Source organism: Weissella halotolerans DSM 20190, assembly GCF_000420365.1.
GTDB classification, from domain to species: domain Bacteria; phylum Bacillota; class Bacilli; order Lactobacillales; family Lactobacillaceae; genus Weissella; species Weissella halotolerans.
In genome coordinates, this window is sequence record NZ_ATUU01000006.1 from 1 (window position 1) to 18,714 (window position 18,714).

The 18,714-nt window shown below is 40.9% G+C and carries 17 protein-coding genes and 2 rRNA genes; 17 read left to right on the forward strand and 2 right to left on the reverse strand.

All coding sequences use genetic code 11. The features are described from left to right. The 9 genes from G414_RS0106775 to G414_RS0106815 all read left to right on the forward strand — a co-directional run. Nucleotides 1-120, forward strand: a 23S ribosomal RNA gene (locus G414_RS0106775); the annotation flags it as partial. An 85-nt stretch (nucleotides 121-205) separates the two neighbouring features. Beyond that, nucleotides 206-322: ribosomal RNA gene (gene rrf / locus G414_RS0106780) — 5S ribosomal RNA — on the forward strand. A gap of 204 nt (nucleotides 323-526) precedes the next feature. Next, entirely contained in the window at nucleotides 527-2,518 is a 1,992-nt protein-coding gene (metG, locus tag G414_RS0106785) for a methionine--tRNA ligase (RefSeq protein WP_022792061.1), read from the forward strand. A gap of 76 nt (nucleotides 2,519-2,594) precedes the next feature. Then, nucleotides 2,595-4,757, forward strand: a complete 2,163-nt coding sequence (locus G414_RS0106790) for a cation:proton antiporter (RefSeq protein ID WP_022792062.1) — start codon at nucleotides 2,595-2,597, stop codon at nucleotides 4,755-4,757. 44 nt (nucleotides 4,758-4,801) lie between these two features. Continuing rightward, complete coding sequence (locus G414_RS0106795) at nucleotides 4,802-5,605, forward strand: TatD family hydrolase (RefSeq protein WP_022792063.1); 804 nt, start codon at nucleotides 4,802-4,804, stop codon at nucleotides 5,603-5,605. Between the two features lie 14 nt (nucleotides 5,606-5,619). Continuing rightward, the gene (gene rnmV / locus G414_RS0106800; protein WP_022792064.1) at nucleotides 5,620-6,198 is read left to right on the forward strand and encodes a ribonuclease M5; all 579 of its coding nucleotides are present in this window, start codon (nucleotides 5,620-5,622) and stop codon (nucleotides 6,196-6,198) included. After that, nucleotides 6,191-7,087, forward strand: coding sequence for a 16S rRNA (adenine(1518)-N(6)/adenine(1519)-N(6))-dimethyltransferase RsmA (gene rsmA / locus G414_RS0106805; protein ID WP_022792065.1), 897 nt, complete (start codon nucleotides 6,191-6,193; stop codon nucleotides 7,085-7,087). Before rnmV ends, rsmA begins: the two co-directional genes overlap by 8 nt. 49 nt (nucleotides 7,088-7,136) lie before the next feature. Next, complete coding sequence (locus G414_RS0106810; RefSeq protein WP_022792066.1) at nucleotides 7,137-8,507, forward strand: hemolysin family protein; 1,371 nt, start codon at nucleotides 7,137-7,139, stop codon at nucleotides 8,505-8,507. A gap of 87 nt (nucleotides 8,508-8,594) precedes the next feature. Then, on the forward strand, nucleotides 8,595-9,950 hold the full coding sequence (locus G414_RS0106815; protein WP_022792067.1) for a hemolysin family protein: 1,356 nt from the start codon (nucleotides 8,595-8,597) through the stop codon (nucleotides 9,948-9,950). Between the two features lie 51 nt (nucleotides 9,951-10,001). Here G414_RS0106815 and G414_RS0106820 read toward each other — a convergent pair whose 3' ends face one another. Then, complete coding sequence (locus G414_RS0106820) at nucleotides 10,002-10,235, reverse strand: Veg family protein (RefSeq protein ID WP_022792068.1); 234 nt, start codon at nucleotides 10,233-10,235, stop codon at nucleotides 10,002-10,004. Between the two features lie 242 nt (nucleotides 10,236-10,477). On the opposite strand from G414_RS0106820, the gene G414_RS0106825 reads away from it, so the two are divergent. The 8 genes from G414_RS0106825 to G414_RS0106860 all read left to right on the forward strand — a co-directional run bounded on the left by G414_RS0106825 (nucleotide 10,478) and on the right by G414_RS0106860 (nucleotide 18,273). Beyond that, the gene (locus G414_RS0106825; protein WP_022792069.1) at nucleotides 10,478-10,957 is read left to right on the forward strand and encodes a deoxycytidylate deaminase; all 480 of its coding nucleotides are present in this window, start codon (nucleotides 10,478-10,480) and stop codon (nucleotides 10,955-10,957) included. Between the two features lie 15 nt (nucleotides 10,958-10,972). Next, complete coding sequence (locus tag G414_RS0106830; protein WP_022792070.1) at nucleotides 10,973-11,929, forward strand: thymidylate synthase; 957 nt, start codon at nucleotides 10,973-10,975, stop codon at nucleotides 11,927-11,929. Between the two features lie 22 nt (nucleotides 11,930-11,951). Beyond that, nucleotides 11,952-13,112: an LCP family protein gene (locus G414_RS0106835; RefSeq protein WP_022792071.1), complete on the forward strand. Its 1,161-nt coding sequence runs from the start codon at nucleotides 11,952-11,954 to the stop codon at nucleotides 13,110-13,112. 181 nt (nucleotides 13,113-13,293) lie between these two features. Next, nucleotides 13,294-14,232, forward strand: a complete 939-nt coding sequence (locus G414_RS0106840) for a phosphate/phosphite/phosphonate ABC transporter substrate-binding protein (RefSeq protein ID WP_022792072.1) — start codon at nucleotides 13,294-13,296, stop codon at nucleotides 14,230-14,232. Nucleotides 14,233-14,333: 101 nt separating this feature from the next. Then, nucleotides 14,334-15,101, forward strand: coding sequence for a phosphonate ABC transporter ATP-binding protein (gene phnC / locus G414_RS0106845; RefSeq protein WP_027694592.1), 768 nt, complete (start codon nucleotides 14,334-14,336; stop codon nucleotides 15,099-15,101). 2 nt (nucleotides 15,102-15,103) lie between these two features. Beyond that, entirely contained in the window at nucleotides 15,104-15,886 is a 783-nt protein-coding gene (gene phnE, locus G414_RS0106850) for a phosphonate ABC transporter, permease protein PhnE (protein WP_022792073.1), read from the forward strand. Continuing rightward, nucleotides 15,886-16,677 carry a phosphonate ABC transporter, permease protein PhnE gene (gene phnE / locus G414_RS0106855; RefSeq protein ID WP_022792074.1) on the forward strand — a complete coding sequence of 264 codons (792 nt, stop codon included), beginning with the start codon at nucleotides 15,886-15,888 and terminating at the stop codon, nucleotides 16,675-16,677. The genes phnE (G414_RS0106850) and phnE (G414_RS0106855) overlap by 1 nt, the downstream gene beginning before the upstream one ends. A gap of 21 nt (nucleotides 16,678-16,698) precedes the next feature. Then, entirely contained in the window at nucleotides 16,699-18,273 is a 1,575-nt protein-coding gene (locus G414_RS0106860) for a bifunctional metallophosphatase/5'-nucleotidase (protein ID WP_022792075.1), read from the forward strand. A gap of 39 nt (nucleotides 18,274-18,312) precedes the next feature. Here G414_RS0106860 and G414_RS0106865 read toward each other — a convergent pair whose 3' ends face one another. Then, complete coding sequence (locus G414_RS0106865; protein WP_022792076.1) at nucleotides 18,313-18,549, reverse strand: PspC domain-containing protein; 237 nt, start codon at nucleotides 18,547-18,549, stop codon at nucleotides 18,313-18,315. Nucleotides 18,550-18,714: the final 165 nt, after the last annotated feature.

Here is an 18,714-nt window from a genome sequence, read left to right on the forward strand (position 1 = left end):
GAGATTTCCCATTCAGAAATGAAGTAAGACCCCTCAGAGATGATGAGGTAGATAGGCTAGAAGTGGAAGCGTGGTGACACGTGAAGCGGACTAGTACTAATGGTTCGAGGACTTAACCAAGTTGAACAAACGGTGTTAAGGCTCAAGGATAAATGAAGGCAAAAGCAAGCAATAAGATTCAGTTTTGAGAGACGTAAGTCTCACGTGTTGTGATGATGGCATTGAGGTCACACCTGTTCCCATACCGAACACAGAAGTTAAGCTCAATCGCGCCGAAAGTAGTTGGGGGATCGCTCCCTGCGAGGATAGGGCGTCGCAACGCAAACTAAAAGGGTCACCTACTGGGTGACCCTTTTTTATTTAGTCTTTATAGGATCACTTAGTAAAATCACTGAGTAAATCACTGGGTAAATCACGATTAAAACAATACTTAATATAGAAAATTTGCTATAATTAAAGGCAAACACGTTTAATTACTAAATAAAATACGCGCTACTCATTTGTATCGCGGGAGGTAGAAAAATATATGACACAAGACCAGACTTTCTATATAACAACACCAATTTATTACCCTTCAGGTAAACTACACATTGGTAATACATATACTACAGTTTTAGCGGATGCAGCAGCACGTTACCATCGACTACTGGGAGAAGATGTATACTTTTTGACGGGAACTGATGAGCATGGGCTTAAAATTGAACAAAAGGCTGAAAAGCTACATATTTCCCCGCAGGATTATGTAGATAATATGGCTAAGGACATTCAAGACTTGTGGAAGTTGATGGATATCTCTAACGATGGGTTTATCAGAACTACTGATAAACAACATGAGGAGGCTATTCAAAAAATATTTGAAACCTTATTGGCAAAGGGTGATATTTACAAGGGTGAATATGAAGGTTGGTATTCAGTAGATGATGAAGAGTACTTTACTGAATCACAATTAGCTGAAGTATACCGTGATGAAAATGGCAAGGTTACAGGTGGAAAGGCACCTTCTGGTCATGAAGTAGAGTTGGTCAAGGAAGAGTCTTACTTCTTCAAGATGAGCAAATATGCTGACTGGCTAGTTAATTATTATCAGGAACACCCTGACTTTATCGAACCAGCTAGTCGTATGCATGAGATGATTAGTAATTTCATCGAACCAGGTTTGGAAGATTTGGCGATTACCAGAACAGCCTTTAACTGGGGTATTCCAGTACCTTCTGATCCAAAACACGTCGTTTACGTATGGATGGACGCATTATCTAATTATATTACGGCATTAGGCTATGATTCGAATGATACGACGTTGTTTGATAAATTTTGGCCAGCCAATGTTCAATTAGTTGGTAAGGAAATTGTACGTTTCCATACGATTTACTGGCCTATTATTTTGCATGCATTGGGTCTGCCACTACCTAAGAAAATTTTTGCACATGGGTGGCTGACGATGCGTAATGGAAAGATGTCAAAATCAAAGGGTAATGTTGTTTATCCTGATACGTTAGCTGATCGTTATGGGATTGACGCAGTTCGTTATTATTTGTTGCGGGCGATGCCATATGCTAATGATGGCCTTTTCACTCCGGAAGACTTTGTTTCAAAGTTGAATTATGATCTAGCTAACGATTTGGGTAATCTGTTGAATCGTACCATTGCGATGATTAATAAGTATACGGATGGCGTTATTCCTGCTTTAGATGCTGGTAATACAGCCTATGATGCTGCTTTAGCGGATGTAGCTCAGTCAACCATTAAGGATTATAATGAGGCCATGCAAGGCTTGCGAACAGCTGATGCCTTAGCGGCAATATGGAAATTAGTCGCACGTGCTAATAAGTATATTGACGAAACGACCCCTTGGATTTTGGCTAAGGATGAAGCCCAGGCAGATAATCTAAAAACCGTGATGGCTAATTTAGCAGCAGCATTGCGGGTGATTGCTATTTTGTTACAACCTATATTGACGCATGCACCTAAAGAAATTCTGACTCAATTAGGGTTAAGTGATAGTGACTTAACGATTACGAACTTACAGTTTAATGATTTGCCAGTTGGCGGTAAAGTTATTAAGCGTGGTCAGCCAATTTTTCCTCGGGTAGATGTTGATGCTGAAGTTGCTTATATTCGTGAGCAGATGGCTGGCAAAAGTGCGATGACCAGTGTCAAAGCTGATGAACCTGAGGAACAGAAAGGCAAAGATATGATTGAATTTGATGACTTTGATAAAGTAGAGTTACGGGTGGCACAAATCAAAGAAGTATCAGAAGTAGCCAAGTCTAAGAAGTTACTACGCTTTAAGTTGGATGATGGAACGACTGAAGGGCGGACCATTCTCTCAGGTATTAAGAAATACTATCCTGACTATAAAGCACTTGAAGGAAAGAAAGTTGCTTTTGTAGCTAATCTAAAGCCTCGTAAGATGATGGGTGAACTATCTGAGGGTATGATTCTGTCTGCAGAAAAGAATGATGTTGTTACTCTATCCTTTTTGCCTGATAGCATTGAAGTGGGCGCTGAACTAGGTTAGGTTAACAAGAGTTTGATAGGGAGGGGTTCTGACATTTCTGGAGCCTCTCTCTTTGTTCTTTATGGGAGGTTAAGTAGTGGAGACATTTAACGTTATTGCTTTGGCCCTATTAGCAATAATTACGGCTAATTTACTTTCGCAGGTGATACCAAAAATTCCGCAGGCTTTTTGGCAAATCATAGCTGGAATTTTATTGGCCTTTGTACCCAATGTTCAGCAAGTCTTAACGATAAATCCTGAGTGGTTTATGATGTTGGTTATTGCACCATTGCTTTTTTATGAAGGTCAACATACGCGAGCGCGATTGATTTCTAAAAACTTTATTGCCATTATTCGCTTGGCAGGGATATTGGCAATTATCACCGTGGTCGCTGTAAGCCTTTTAACAAAAGGATTATTGGCATGGAGCTTGCCTGTTGCGGTGGCCTTAGCGGCAATTGTTACACCCACCGATGCAACAGCCTTGGATTCGGTAACTGCTGGTGTACGTATGCCAACTGGTGTTAAACGGGCCCTGAATTTAGAATCCTTATTTAACGATGCAAGTGGGTTAGTCGTCTTAGAACTGGCGCTGATTTGGTTAAATACTGGACACTTCTCTTTTTGGACCGGTTTGGCGACCTTTGTTCGGACCGCCTTTGGCGGGGCCCTATGTGGATTGATTCTAGGCTTGGTGCTAGTATACGTAAGACAACACTTACTTAAATACCAGTTAAATGATTTGATGGCACAAATCATGATTCAAGTATTGAGTCCTGTTTTTATTTTTGCCTTGGCCGAAGCAGTGCATGTTTCTGGAATTATTGCGGTTGTAATCGCTGGAGTGGTACACAATGAAGAGCGTGATCGTACGCAATTTATGTCAACCAAGTTAACTAATCTTTCTAACCAGGTATGGAATATACTAGATCAATTATTAAACGGAACGGTTTTCGTTCTTTTAGGGATTGGATTAGTTAAAATTTTAGGTGAATTTCATGTAGAACATAGGGGTTATTGGATAAAAATGATCATCATTGGTTTAGTCATCTACGTCGCGATGGCTGGGGTGCGGTATGTTATGATACAGCAGATGCATTTAACAGACGTTGATGATTTTTTATCCGCAAGTCCTACTGAACATCGACGTGAAGCCTTGGTTTTTGCAATTGGCGGCGTGCATGGGGCTATGACTATGGCCATGGCCTTCTCCTTACCTTTTTATATTATGGGCAGTCATAGCTTTCCTCACCGTGATGAAATTTTATTTATCGCGACGATTGTTATTATGGCAAGTTTACTTGTTCCATTAATTAGTTTGCCGAAAATACTGCCACAGATTGAGCCTGACTATCAAGAAGATGAATATCAAAAATTCCACTTGCAGATGATTAATGCGGGAATTGCTACCCTGGATAAGGCCCCAATTAGCCCAACGACTAAGAAAAAGGTTATGCAACAGTTGGAATCACAATTGGGATACAGACAAGAACACGTTGACCAAGCTGTACGACAGGAGGCAGCTGAACAATTACAAAAGGTGGAGTGGTTGGCTGTGACCCGGGCAGTACAAGCTGGTCAACTATCAAATGATGCTTTAATGTTGTATCGACGCTATGCTACGGCAAATCAGGAATGGGGTCTTACCGGAACGTGGGCAAAGATAAAGTTATGGTATCATCTACTAGTTCATAATGTACGATTAAAAATAGAAGGTCACTTATCTGCAAAACAGCAAACTAAATTACAAGTTAAGCGCTTGAAAAAATTTATTGCGCAAGAAAGGGATAAACTAGCAGACTTACCCCTTGATAAACAAAAGAAATTGCAAAAACAAATTGATTTGCAAATTACGTACTTAAAAAAGCGTGCCATGGAGATTAATAGTGATGCAGCCAGGCAGGAAATTAGGGGACACCGGAAACTAATCCGTTGGCGTCGGGCTTACCGAGATTTAGAAGAAATTTTACGACCAGCAGTAGATACTTATATTCAAATGTTAACTGATCAAGGACAGCAACCAGGTTTGATAATGGCCATGCGTGAATTAGTTGCAAAGCGGGAACATCGGCTAGCTGATTCAGTTGAGGCAGATGAGACAGTGCAAGAAGCTTTGGTAAGTGCTTTGCAGGCAGAACTGAATTATATTCAAGATGAGCGAATGCAAGGTCATATGCCAGCTAGTTTGGCAAAAGATTTATATGACGAAGTTAATGCAGCTCAGGCTGTGGCCTTAGCTAACACCTATGATGAAGAGTAAGTTAGGTTAATTTATAGAGAGTTAATAAGAAGGGGAGAAGTAACATGGCAATTTATGATCCAAAAAATCGGCCAGCAGCGGCCTATGACACACATGCACATTTAAATGAAGACAACTTCTGGCATGATGTTCCTGCCTATTGGGCACGAGCACAAGAATTTCAAATTAATGAAGTGAACGTTGTGGGTTATGATCAAGTAGGGAATGAACGAGCATTGGCTATAGCCCATGAATTTGAGAATGTGCATGCCATTATCGGTTTTCAACCTGAAGATGTGGCCTCAATGACGGATGAAGCTTTTGCACAACTTGAAGAAGATGCTCAAGATCCAGAGGTGGTTGGTTTGGGTGAAATGGGTTTGGATTATCATTGGCCTGATAATCCAAGTTCGACTGTACAAAAAGCTGCGTTAAACCGGCAATTAGAATTGGCTAGAGAATTACACTTGCCGGTTACTATTCATTCGCGTGATGCATTTGAGGATACTTATGAATTATTAGCAGCTAACTCAATTGATCAATTTGGTGGTGTGATGCATTCATTTTCGGGAGGACCAGCAGATGTTAAGCCCTTTTTAGACTTAGGTATGTATATTGGCTTTTCAGGAATGGTAACGTTTAAGAAAGCCAGTGAAATTCGAGAGGCGCTAAAGATTGTACCGTTAGATCGTATTCTAGTCGAAACGGATGCACCTTTCTTAGCACCAACGCCAATGCGTGGTAAGCAAAATGAACCTATGTATGTACGATATACGGTACAGAAGATTGCTGATATTTTAGGCCTATCATATGATGAATTAGCTAATATTACGACAGAGAATGCCCACCGTTTATGGTTGAATAAGTAGTCATGGGGGCTACCATGAACCGAGTAAAAGAAGTAATTGTGGTTGAAGGACGGGCGGATACAGAAGCAATTAGACATGCCGTGGATGCCGATACAATTGAGACTAATGGATCAGCCTTACCAGAGGAAACATTGGCTGCGATTCAACTTGCAGCACAGACACGTGGCGTAATTGTATTTACTGATCCAGATTTTAATGGTGAGCGATTACGAAAATTAATAGCCGCCCAGGTGCCAGACGTGAAACATGCCTTTTTAACCAAATCTGAGGCAGGGTTACACGTGAAACATCATAGCCTAGGGATTGAATATGCTCAGCCTGATGATATTCAGCAGGCGTTATCACAAGTGTATACTTTGGACAAAGAGCCATCTGGGTTATCTGATATTACGCGTGCTGATTTACGAAAATTAGGCTTACTTGCAGGAGCTAATGCTGCAAGTAAACGACAAGCACTTGCTGAATACCTCCATCTTGGCTACGTAAATGGTAAGCAGTTATACAGTCGCTTACATATGTTTGGGCTTAAGTTAATTGATGTCCAACAAGCATTGTTGAGCCTAGGAGAAGATAAGGGGAAAGAAAATGAATGATGTACCAGATATTGCAACGCCATGGCGGACGCAGGCAATAATGAATCAGTTTGATATTGCCACTAAGAAGTCGTTAGGACAAAATTTTCTAACGGATACTCAAATCTTAGCCAAAATCGTAACTGCAGCTGATGTACAAGAAGATGATAACGTTATTGAGATTGGCCCGGGAATTGGTGCATTGACTGAGCAACTAGCGCGCAAGGCTGGACAAGTGGTAGCTTTGGAAATTGATGAGCGCTTAATCCCGGTCTTGGACCATACCTTGGCCCCTTATAAAAATGTTACAGTGCTCCAGGAAGATGTGCTGAAGGTTAATTTAAAGCAGATGGTTATGGACAATTTTAACAATCCTGAGCGTCCTTTAAAGTTAGTAGCAAATCTACCTTACTACATCACAACCGCTATTTTAATGCAGGTTTTGCAGGCTGACCTTAAGTTTGATAATATTGTAGTTATGATGCAAAAGGAGGTGGCTGATCGTCTGTCGGCTGCTCCAGGGACGAAGGACTACGGGTCACTGACACTAGCCGTCCAATACCGCATGCAGGCTCATTTAGCTTTTACAGTGTCACGAACCTCTTTTATTCCTAGTCCAAATGTTGATTCTGCAATTGTTTCCTTAACACCAAGGAAACCGTTATCTGTACAGCCTACAAGTGAAGGTCAGTTATTTTCATTATTCAAAATTGGCTTTGCCATGCGGCGAAAAACCCTTTGGAATAATTTAATCACTGGGTTTGGCAAGTCTGATACAATGAAGGAGAAGTTACGATTGGCGCTAACTAACGCACAAATTGATCCGAAAATTCGTGCGGAGCGCTTAACGCTTGAGGACTTTATCACCCTTCAAAATGCACTCGCTCAGGCAGGGGTGTATAACGCTTAAAACATAGCTAGTTTATTAATATTATTAAAAAGAAAGAAGGAATAAATTTATGGATTCCGGTCCGTCTATAATTACTAATTTGATTGTAATCTTTGTTGTCTTGTTGTTGGCTGTTCTGTTTACATTGACAGAATACTCCTTAGTGAAAGTTCGGCCAAGTGCTTTGAAGGCACTGCAGGAGGAAGCATCAGGGCCAACCCCAAAAATTGATCGTGCACTGTTCATGTTAGAACACTTAACTGAATATTTATCAACGGCGCAGGTAGGGATTACCTTAACGTCCTTGATATTAGGTTGGATCGGTGAAAGCTTTATTGCTGAGTTGATTTTGTCGACGCATATTTTGCCAGAAAGTATTGCGCGCACAGTATCATCTGTTACAGCCATCTTGTTATTTACCTTTATTCATGCGGTCTTTACTGACTTAGTACCTAAAAACATTGCGATTGATAAGCCGGCAAAGGTTTTGTTAATGATTGTACGGCCAGTAATGATGTTCCACGTTCTGTTTTATCCGTTGATTTGGTTGTTTGATCGGACGGCGGCGGATGTCACAAAGTTATTAGGTTACAATGCACGCCCGGATGAAGATACTTATTCAGAAAATGAAATTCTTTCCTTATCTGCAGATGCGGCCGATGCAGGAGAAATTGATCCTGAAGATTTGCAATTCATGAAGCGGGCCTTTGAAATGAATGATAAGGTTGCTTCAGATATTATGATCGATCGGACACAATTATCAGTCGTTGATGTTACCGCAAGTATTCAAGAAGCCTTAAATCTTTACTTAGAAGACAAGTTTTCAAGAATTCCGGTGGTTGCTAACAATGACAAGGATAAAATTTTAGGCTACGTTTACATTTATGACTTGGTCCGTCAAGGACGAATTAATATGAATTCACCCGTTAGAATTATCCTGCGTAACCTGCCAAATGTATCTGAGACCCAACCGATTACCGATGTCTTGCAAGAAATGATTGAGCACCGGGTCCCAATGGTGGTAGTTAAGGATGAGTATGGTGGTACCTCGGGAATTGTGACCGATAAGGATATTTATGAAGAATTATTTGGTACTGTACGAGATGAAGTCGATGATGTAGCAGATGACTTGGTACGTAAACTAGGGGCAGATGATGATGGTAATATGCATTATCGCGTATCTGGTAAAATGACTCTATATGACTTTGAGCGTTTCTTCCATGAAACATTACGGACATTTGAAGATTCAGAGATGGTAACACTGACTGGTTATATGTTAGATAATTATCCTGATTTAACGGTTGGTAAGCCTATTCAAATTGCTAATTTCTCAATTACACCCTTAGATTTTAAGGATGCATATATTAGTAACTTTAAGGTTGTTGCTTATCCATTAACTGATGAGAATAATAGTGATGTCGTAGAAAGTCAAAACAATTAACTACTAAAAGCTAAAAAGCGCTCTTAAAGAGCGCTTTTTTGGTATACTTTCATGTAGTAGGTATTTTATAGAAAGTAGGTTTTTCACTTGAGTAATACACAGTTATGGCTGTCATTTATCATTATTTTGATTGTTTTAGCACTGGCTGCCTTATTTGTTGCGGCCGAGTTTGCTTTAGTAAAGGTACGTAAAAGTACGTTGGAGGAGATGCAAGCGGAGCGCAAAACACCTTCGCGCCGGATACAAAGAACTATGTTGATGGTTGACAACTTGAATGAGTATTTATCAACAACCCAGGTTGGGATTACCCTGGCTGGATTGCTGTTAGGTTGGATGGGCGAGTCGACAGTTGCTCATTTGCTTTTGAAGGCTGGTATTATTCAAGAAATGACAGGTCCAGGTGCGGGAGCGGTTGCTTCGATTATTGCGCTGGCCCTATTAACTTATGTAGAGGTTGTTTTTACCGAGTTAGTGCCAAAAAACATTTCAATTGAATTTCCAGTTAAAATGGCCTTGATGGTCTCAACCCCCCTCCATATTTTCCATGTTATTTTCTATCCTTTTGTATGGTTACTAAATGTATCGGCTACCGGGGTCACCCATTTAATGGGCTTGAAATCAGCTGCGAAAGACTCAGACGTCTATTCTGAAGCGGAAATATTAACTTTAGGACGTAATGCTGCTAAGCAGGGCGAATTACAAGATGAAGACTATATTTTGATGCAACGAGCCTTTGAAATGAATGATAAGGTTGCTGCTGATATTATGATTGATCGGACGCAAATGGTGGTGGTAGACATTAATGACTCTATTCAAGATGCCTTACAGGTTTACTTTAAGACGAAGCATTCACGTATTCCAGTGGTAGCTGACAATGATAAAGATAATGTTTTGGGATACGTATTAAATTATGACCTGATGCGACAGTCTGAAATTGACGCAGCCCAACCAGTTCGTAAAATTATTCGCCAAATCCCTAATGTGCCAGAAAATATGCCGATTCAAGATGTGCTTAATCAAATGATTAAGCAACGGACACCAATTGTGGTGGTTAAAGATGAGTATGGTGGAACTTCAGGGATTGTTACGGATAAAGACATCTACGAAGAACTCTTCGGCTCTGTCAAAGATGAAATGGATGCTGTCGCGGATGATTTAGTAGAAAAAATTGGCGTGGATGTACAAGGTAATATGCGTTATAAGGTATCTGGCAAGATGACCTTATATGATTTTGAAAGGTATTTTAATACGGAAATCCGGTCATTTGATGAGTCAGAAATGGTGACGTTAACGGGTTATTTCCTGGATGAAGATCCGGCTGCAAAAACGGGGGATGTGATTGAAGTAGCTAACTTTAAGATCAAAGCCTTAGACTTTAAAGATGCTTATATTAATGAATTTGAGGTTACAAAATTAAAAGTTGCAGACTCTTCTTTAGGTTAAGCATAAAAAAAGCAACCACCTGTGAAAGCACAGGTGGTTGCTTTTTTTATTTTAACTAAACGTAATTTCAATGTTTTCTGTTAAAATGTCGGTGTAACTAAAGGAGGCACGATCAAATTCATGGCCGGTTTGTTCTAAGTCCAACACAAACACTGCTGGAAAGGTTTCTCGCACAATGGCCTGGTGTTCGATAGTCCGATGACGACTCTCGTGGGTAACTAATGTAATTTGTTGACCCAAATGATCATCTAATTGTTGCTTGATTTCATTAAGCTCTAAAGGCATACACACACTTCCTTTCGTGAGGTTGTGCTCACAGATACGGTTGAAGTCTTTTGTAACCCCATGTTATGTACAATAAACGCTTTCTTCAGTATACCATAAAAATAGAGGCTAGACAATTACTATCTTTTGATCAACTGGCTGACAAGGATTAATCAAAAGATAGTAAAATTCTCTAAGTTTTACTGTTTCTAAAAGTAAAATTGCGTATGATAGAAGCAGAGTTTCAAAAAGGGGGGGAAACAATGAGTAAACGAATAGATTGGCCTACCTATTTCATTATGCAAGCGGTTATTCTAGCGGCCCGTTCGACCTGTACACGGCTGCATGTCGGGGCGGTGCTCGTAAAAAATGGGCGCATTATTGCAAGTGGCTATAACGGTTCGGTCACAGGGACACCACATTGTGATGAAGTAGGTGACCTGCTGGTTGATGGGCACTGTATCCGCGCAGTCCATGCTGAACAAAATGTCTTAATGCAGTGTGCTAAAATGGGAATTGCTGCTGATGGGGCGGAAATCTATGTAACTGATTTTCCCTGTCCCTATTGCACAAAATTACTCTTACAAGCGGGGATAAAAAAGATTAACTACCTGCGGAATTACCATAATGATGAGTTTGCACGGGAGTTGCTTAGTGAAAAGCAAGTAGCTGTTGAGCAAGTTCCGTTAACCGAAACAGATTTGAAGTCAATCCATTTTAAGGATTACGTAACGAGCAATTAAAAAGGGGAGACGAAAATGAGTAAGAATGAAGATGCCTATTTAACTACCTTACGCGATATATTAGATAATGGCAGTGACAAAGGCGACCGCACTGGTACTGGAACACGGTCCGTTTTTGGACGTCAAATGCGCTTTGACTTATCAGAAGGGTTCCCGCTATTAACAACTAAACGGGTCCCTTTTAAGTTAATTAAGAGCGAATTATTATGGTTTATTGCAGGTGATACGAATATCAAGTTTTTATTGGAGAATAATAATCATATTTGGGATGAATGGGCCTTTAAAGGCTGGGTCGCATCTGATGATTATCAAGGACCTGATATGACTGATTTTGGACGGCGGTCATTAGTGGATGAAAAATTTGCAGAACAATACAAAGTGGCCCATGCTGATTTTGTTCACCGTATATTAATAGATGATAGTTTTGCGACTAAGTATGGTCAGCTAGGAGATGTCTACGGTGCACAATGGCGGCATTGGAAACAAGTCCAGGGTGGTTTTATTGATCAGTTGGCGCAAGTCATAGAGCAAATTAAAGTCAACCCCACTTCTAGACGGTTAATTGTAACGGCATGGAATCCTGAAGCAGTGCCAACCCAGGCCTTACCACCCTGCCATGCACTTTTCCAGTTTTATGTTGCAGATGGGAAGATTAGCCTTCAGTTGTATCAACGGTCTGCTGATATGTTTTTAGGGGTGCCATTTAATATTGCCTCGTATGCGCTTTTACTATCAATGGTTGCTGCTCAAACTGGGTATGAACCCGGTGAGTTTATTCATACCCTGGGTGATGCACATATTTATAGTAATCATATTAAACAGGTTGAAGAGCAATTAAGTCGACCAATGGCAGCACTACCTAAGTTATGGTTAAATCCTGACGTCAAGTCGATATTTGATTATACTATGGATGATATCAAGGTTGTTGACTATCATCCAGGTAAAACAATCAAGGCACCAGTTGCCGTTTAGGCTATGAAAGGATATGTTCATTATGATTAATCATGATGATAACGGTGTTAGTCAAGACAGAACACATCGTATTAAACAGGTGCGTGGTCGACGGTATTTACCCCACGCTTACATAGAACGGCATATCTTGTTTATTGTGTGCCTGTTTGTTTTGGGCGTGGTTGCCTTTTTTGGTGTTCGTACTTATCACAACGCGGCAGGAATGTTTGATAAAGCATATGAGAGCGCGCACTTTGATAAAGCCCGTAATGCATCAACCCTATTGAAGAAAGGGCGTCCCTTTTCAATACTGTTGTTAGGAACCGACACGGGTGAATTAGGGCGTAAGTATAAAGGACGAACGGATTCATTGATGCTGGTAACCATTAACCCGAAACAGCATGAGTCTCGAATTGTGTCTATTCCACGTGATACGATTATTGCGCCAGTTGGTTATGAAGAAGCCTTTCCCCAAAAGTTAAATAATGCCTATAATCTCGGATCTGCTAAGACGACGATGGCGACCATCCAAACTTGGCTAAATGTCCCCGTTGATTACTATGCCTTAGTGAATATGGGTGGGATTGAACGAATTGTGAATCAACTAGGCGGGATAGAGGTTAAGTCTCCTTTGACTTTTAAGTACAATCCGGATACTGCTCATGAGGATCCAGGTAACTTGTATCAATTTAAAAAGGGATCAGCACAGTTTACGCATACCGGGCAGGATGGGATTACAAAGACGTATCACCGAATGGATGGTAAAGCAGCTTTGGCTTTTTCTAGGATGCGCTATTCGGATCCCGAAGGAGACTATGGACGTCAACAGCGACAAAGGCTAGTTTTACAAGGCATTGTGCATGAAGCTGTAACAAGTCCTCTGACGGTAACAAGTCAGTCGTTTTTAAGTATTGTTGGTCAATCGATGAAAACAGATATGACCTTTAGTGACTTAAAGCAACTCGGTGGTAATTATGTGGCTGCGGCAAAGACGATCAAGACGGATCACTTTATTGGAAAGTCATACGATCTTCCCATTGGAAGTTCGGAATTTATTTCGACAGCTCAAAAGCAGCGCGTCACAGATGAGTTAAGAAAGGCACTTGACCTGCCAGCAAAATCGACAGGACCGATATACGGTGGCTATGTGTCTGAATATCAAGCAAATCAGTATGGTCTACCTTATACACGTTTAAAGTATTAAAGTAATAATTTTTTTATTAAGGGCATCTTGATGAAGATGTCCTTTTTTTATTTTTTTGAGTTTTAAAACGTTTTACGTAAAAACAGAACAATTTTATACTTGACGTAAGTAACATTCTCTTTTATTATTAATGTTAGTTTAAGTTTTGTCACTCTAGGTCATACGAAGGAGACTCAAGTTCATGTTTAAGAAACTTGCTACTGGGACTGCGGTGGCGCTGGCAACAGCAGCCTTTACTACCGTAGCCTTACCGGCCCATCAGGCAGATGCTAGCGATAAGAAAGTTAGCATGAAGGAATTGAACATTCAGTTTGTTCCGTCACAGCAGGCTGATAAGATGGAAGCGAAAACGAAGCCTTTGGAGAAGCTCTTAAAGAAGGAGTTGGGCGTGCCTGTGCATGTTTCCGTCTCAACGGATTACAATACCGTGGTGGAGGCAATGGGTTCAAAGAAAGTTGATATGGGCTTCTTGCCACCTGACCCTTATGTGCATGCACATAAAAAGTATGGGGCAAAGGTTATCCTACAATCTGAACGTTATGGGATTAACGATAAAAAGGGTGATGGTTCAAGCACTAAGAAGCTGGTAGATTACTACCGGGCAATGGTCTTGGTGAAGAAGGATTCAAAGATTAAAAATATCAAGGATTTAAAGAACAAAACGATTGCAGTTCAAAATACGACGTCGGATGCCGGTTATATTTTCCCAATTGTTGACTTAGATAAAAAGGGTATGAATGTTATTAAGAAGTCTAAGTTAGTTACGGTTAAGGGACACGACCAAGGTGTGCTTTCGGTTTTGAATGGTGATACTGATGCTGCCTTTGTCTTTGATGATGCGCGTAACATTGTGAAGAAGGATCAAAAGAATGTCTTTAAAAAGACGCGCGTGCTAAAGTACACTGCTAAAATCCCAAATGATACGATTACCCTTCGTAAGGGAGTGTCAAAGAAGGATGCCAAGGCCATCCAAAAGGCCATGCTAAAGGTGGCAAACCATAGCAAGAAGGGTAAGCAAGTGATGCATGATGTTTATAGCTGGGATGGTGTAGCGAAGTCTAAGGATTCAAACTTTGACATTGTTCGTACCTACCAAAAGGATTTGGAAAACATTAAGTAAGCATTGATTAGCACTAAAAAATAAAAAACTGGTTTGATGAAGGAATTCATTGAACCTTTTTTTCTAGTAAACGAAGCGTAATATTTAGGAGAGCATTTATCATGGTAGACCAAAAAGGCACCGTTCAGATTCAACACATTTCTAAAGTTTATCCCAATGGCACAGTCGGACTTGATGACATTGATCTAACGATTAATGCGGGCGAGTTTGTCGTCGTAGTTGGATTGTCCGGTGCAGGAAAGAGTACCTTAATGCGGGCGATTAATCGTTTGCATGATATTAGTGACGGGGCCATCTTGATTGATGGTGAGGATATCACTCAGGCAAAGGGGAAAGCATTAAGGCGACTGCGGCGTAATCTAGCTATGATTTTCCAAAACTTTAATTTGGTTAAGCGAACGACCGTAATGCGAAATGTTTTGTCAGGTCGGGTAGGATATTATTCAACCTTTAAGAGCACTTTGGGCCTATTTTCAAAGGCTGATAGGCAACAGGCCCTAGCTAATTTAGAACGGGTGAACATGGCAGATAAGGCTTATATTCGAGCGGATGAACTGTCTGGAGGACAACAACAGCGTGTTGCCATTGCGCGGGCGATGATGCAGTCACCAACCGTCTTCTTGGCGGATGAACCGATTGCCTCATTGGATCCTAAAACAACTAAGATGGTCATGGATGATCTGAAGAGATTAAATGAAGAGTTAGGAATGACGGTCATCGTTAACTTACATAGTGTTCCTTTGGCTTTAGAATATGCTAGCCGTGTGATTGGTCTTCAAGCCGGAAAGCTAGTTTATGATAAGCAGATTGCAGACGTAAATCAGACCGATTTTGCTGCAATTTATGCTGAAGCAGGGGATAAGGAGTAGTCATGAATACAGCATCAATCGAAGGTAAATTTAGCCAAAAATGGCATCTTAAAGGGTTGTTAATTACCTTGCTTATAGGGTTGATTTTTTGGGCGTCTGTGCGGGATATTGGCGTTGAAACAACATTTAGTTGGGATCAATTTTGGCAACTATTAGCAGAAATGGCCCATCCAGACTGGAGTTATTTCCCGGTTATTGTCAAACCAATCTTACAAACCATTCAAATGGCCTTGGTTGGAACTTTATTAGGAACCTTATTAGCTGTTCCATTTAGCTTTTTGGCGGCGCGTAATTTAGTTAAAAATCCTTGGCTAAGAGGATTAGTACGCTTTTTTTTGAATATTATTCGTGCGATTCCAGATTTGCTGCTGGCTGCCTTATTTGTCGCCATTGTGGGAATTGGTCCCATGGCTGGTGTCTGCGCCTTAACTGTTTTTAGTTTTGGAATGGTATCTAAGCTGTTTTATGAGGCGGTCGAAACAATTGACGAGGGCCCAAGTGAGGCTTTAACTGCGGCTGGGGCGAACACCATTCAGACAATTGTCTTTGCGGTTATTCCACAAGTGGTAAACCCGTTTTTGTCTTATTTCCTTTATACGCTTGAAATTAATGTGCGTGCGTCAACCGTCTTGGGTTATTTAGGGGCCGGCGGAGTTGGTTTATATTTAGACCAAACATTATCGATGTTCCGTTACGATCGAACTGCCGTCTTGATATTAGGCATTCTGGCAGTCGTCTTGGTTGTGGATAGCCTATCAAATCATTTACGGGAGGCGTTAGCATAATGCAAATGAGCAAAGAACACGGATGGCGTCGAGCACGTCCTTGGTTAATTGGGTTAGCTGTGGTCCTGTTATATGTTTGGGCCTTTAGTGGTATTCCAATGAATTCTATCAAGTCGCAAGCCTTGGAAGTTACCCATTCTATTTTGGACGGTCTCTTTCATCCTGATTGGTCCTATGTTTACACAGGGGATGGTGAAGATTTAATTGCTGCCTTACTAGAAACACTGGCGATTGCCTTTTTGGGAACCTTCTTTTCAGCCTTTTTATCCGTTCCTTTTGCCTTTTTAGCTGCTAAAACTAAAAAGGGTTTTCAATTTAAATCAAGTTTAGGGAAAACCATTTTGACCATCATTCGTGTCTTTCCTGAAATTGTTCTCGCACTGATGTTTATTAAAGCTGTCGGACCAGGTGCTTATGCTGGTGTCTTGGCGGTTTCGATTCATTCCATTGGTATGTTAGGAAAACTATTTGGTGAGGCCATTGAAAATATTGATCGCGGACCAAGTGAAGCGATTGTTGCGGCTGGTGGCTCTGGATTGGATGCATTGACCTTGGCCACCTTACCAACTGTTTTACCAGAATTTATGAATTATACGCTTTATCGTTTTGAAATTGCGGTTCGTTCGGCGGCTATTTTGGGAATTGTTGGTGCTGGTGGAATTGGAGCGCCATTAATTTTTGCCTTACAAACCCGTAACTGGCCACGAACAGGCATTGTTTTGTTAGGAATTATCGTCATGGTCACGGTAATTGATTTCCTTTCTGGTAAAATTCGCCAGCACTTAGTGTAATCTGGGAAGAAGGATGACTAAATGAATGTAACAATCTTATCAACATCAGATGTACACGGATACTTTATGGCGGATGACTTTAGACGTCCCTTGTCAAATGAGGGCTTAGGACTAACTCGTGCGGCTACGGCTATGAAAATGCTTAGGGCAAAGACGACTCAAGATACTGCCTTGGTTACCATAGAAAATGGTGACTTTATCCAAGGGTCACCATTGACTGATTTTATTCAAAAAGATCGCCCTGAAGCTGCGTCCTTATACCATCAGTTAACACAGCAACTTAAGTATGATATTAGAGTCTTGGGAAATCATGAATTTAATTACGGGCGGATTTATCTGGAAGAACAATTGGCTCAAGATCCTTTACTTGTTAATGCCAATATTTTAGATACGGGTACTGGGCAACCGTTTATTGGAAAACCATATCGTATCATTGAGCGCCAGGGGCTTAAAATTGGAGTCATTGGGGTGACGACCAGTTATATTCCACATTGGGAGCAGCCAAAGCATATTGTTGGGTTGACTTTTGCTGACCCGGTTGAAATAACCCAGTGGTATATCAAGGAAATTAGATCCCAAGTGGATGTTTTAGTGGTAGCCTACCACGGTGGTTTTGCAAGAGATCTAAAAACGGGAGTAGCAATTGAGCCATTGACCGGCGAGAACCAAGGTTATGAGCTCTTACAATTAGATGGCATAGACGCCCTCGTAACTGGGCATCAGCACCGCCAAATTGCCCAGTTTGTAAATCATATTCCAACGACTCAGCCTGGCTATCGTGCAGATCACTTGGGCGTGATTGAGTTGAAACTGGACCAAGATCATCAGGTGACGGGGCAGTCTGCTCGTCTATTGACGACTAAGGAATTTAAGAAGAACTATTTTATCGACCAATTAGTTAAGCCGACTCAAGCAGCAGCTAATCAGTGGTTAGATCAAGTTGTGGGTCGAGTTGGTGATAATATGGGCATTGACCAACCGTTCTTGGCACGTGTTAAAGGGCATCCGTTTTTAAGCTTGGTTAATCAAGCTCAAATGGCAGCTGGTCACACTCAAATCGCTGCAACAGCGTTATTCAACGATGAAGTACGGGGCTTGCATGATCAAGTGACCCGGCGCGATATCATGACTAACTATATTTATCCTAATACTTTGGTAGTTGAAAAGCTGACGGGGCAGGATATTAAAGACGCGCTTGAAATCAATGCAGAGTATTTTCAAGTAGACGGTGATGGAGAGCTGGTCGTTAATCCCCACTATCTTGAGCCAAAGCTACAACATTATAATTATGATGTATGGACGGGGATTGACTATACGTTCGATTATCGACAGCCTGTTGGCCAGCGCGTAGTCAATTTAACTTTCCAAGGCCAGCCACTGGACTTAGAACAGCATTATGAAGTGGCGATGAACAATTATCGGGCTAATGGTGCAGGTGGTTTTCCTATGTATCGACTAGATAAGGTTGTCCGTGAGATTCAACGGGAAACACCTAGTTTGATTAGCGATTATATTCGTCAACATCCGAATTTGCATATTCCACAGCCTACGAACTTGTCAATTGTTGGCTATCGTACATTAGGTGAAACAAAATAAAAAGGACAGGGGAATTCCCCTGTCCTTTTTATTTTGTTGTTATAGTTCGTTGTTATCATTATCGTCATCATTAACATAGTGACGATCTTCGTAAGAAGGTTCGCTTGGCACTACGATGGCTGCGATAATGTAGAAGAAGACCAAGGGGAAGCAGAAGACGGTGGCTAGGGCAAATAATAACCGTACCAGAGTAGGGTCCAGATTAAAATAGTTAGCAATCCCGCCGAGCACTCCGGCTAATACACGATCACTTGACTTGTATAAGTGTTTTTTCATAGTAATGCTCCTTTTTATTTATATTCTTTACATGTTATATTATATTATACAGGCAACAACATTACAAGCTTTAGGGCCACGCTCACGGCTAAAATTTTACATTAAGATTGCCTATCAGATTATCTTTTCCAAAAAGATTCTGGTATTGTAGAGAATAACTATTAA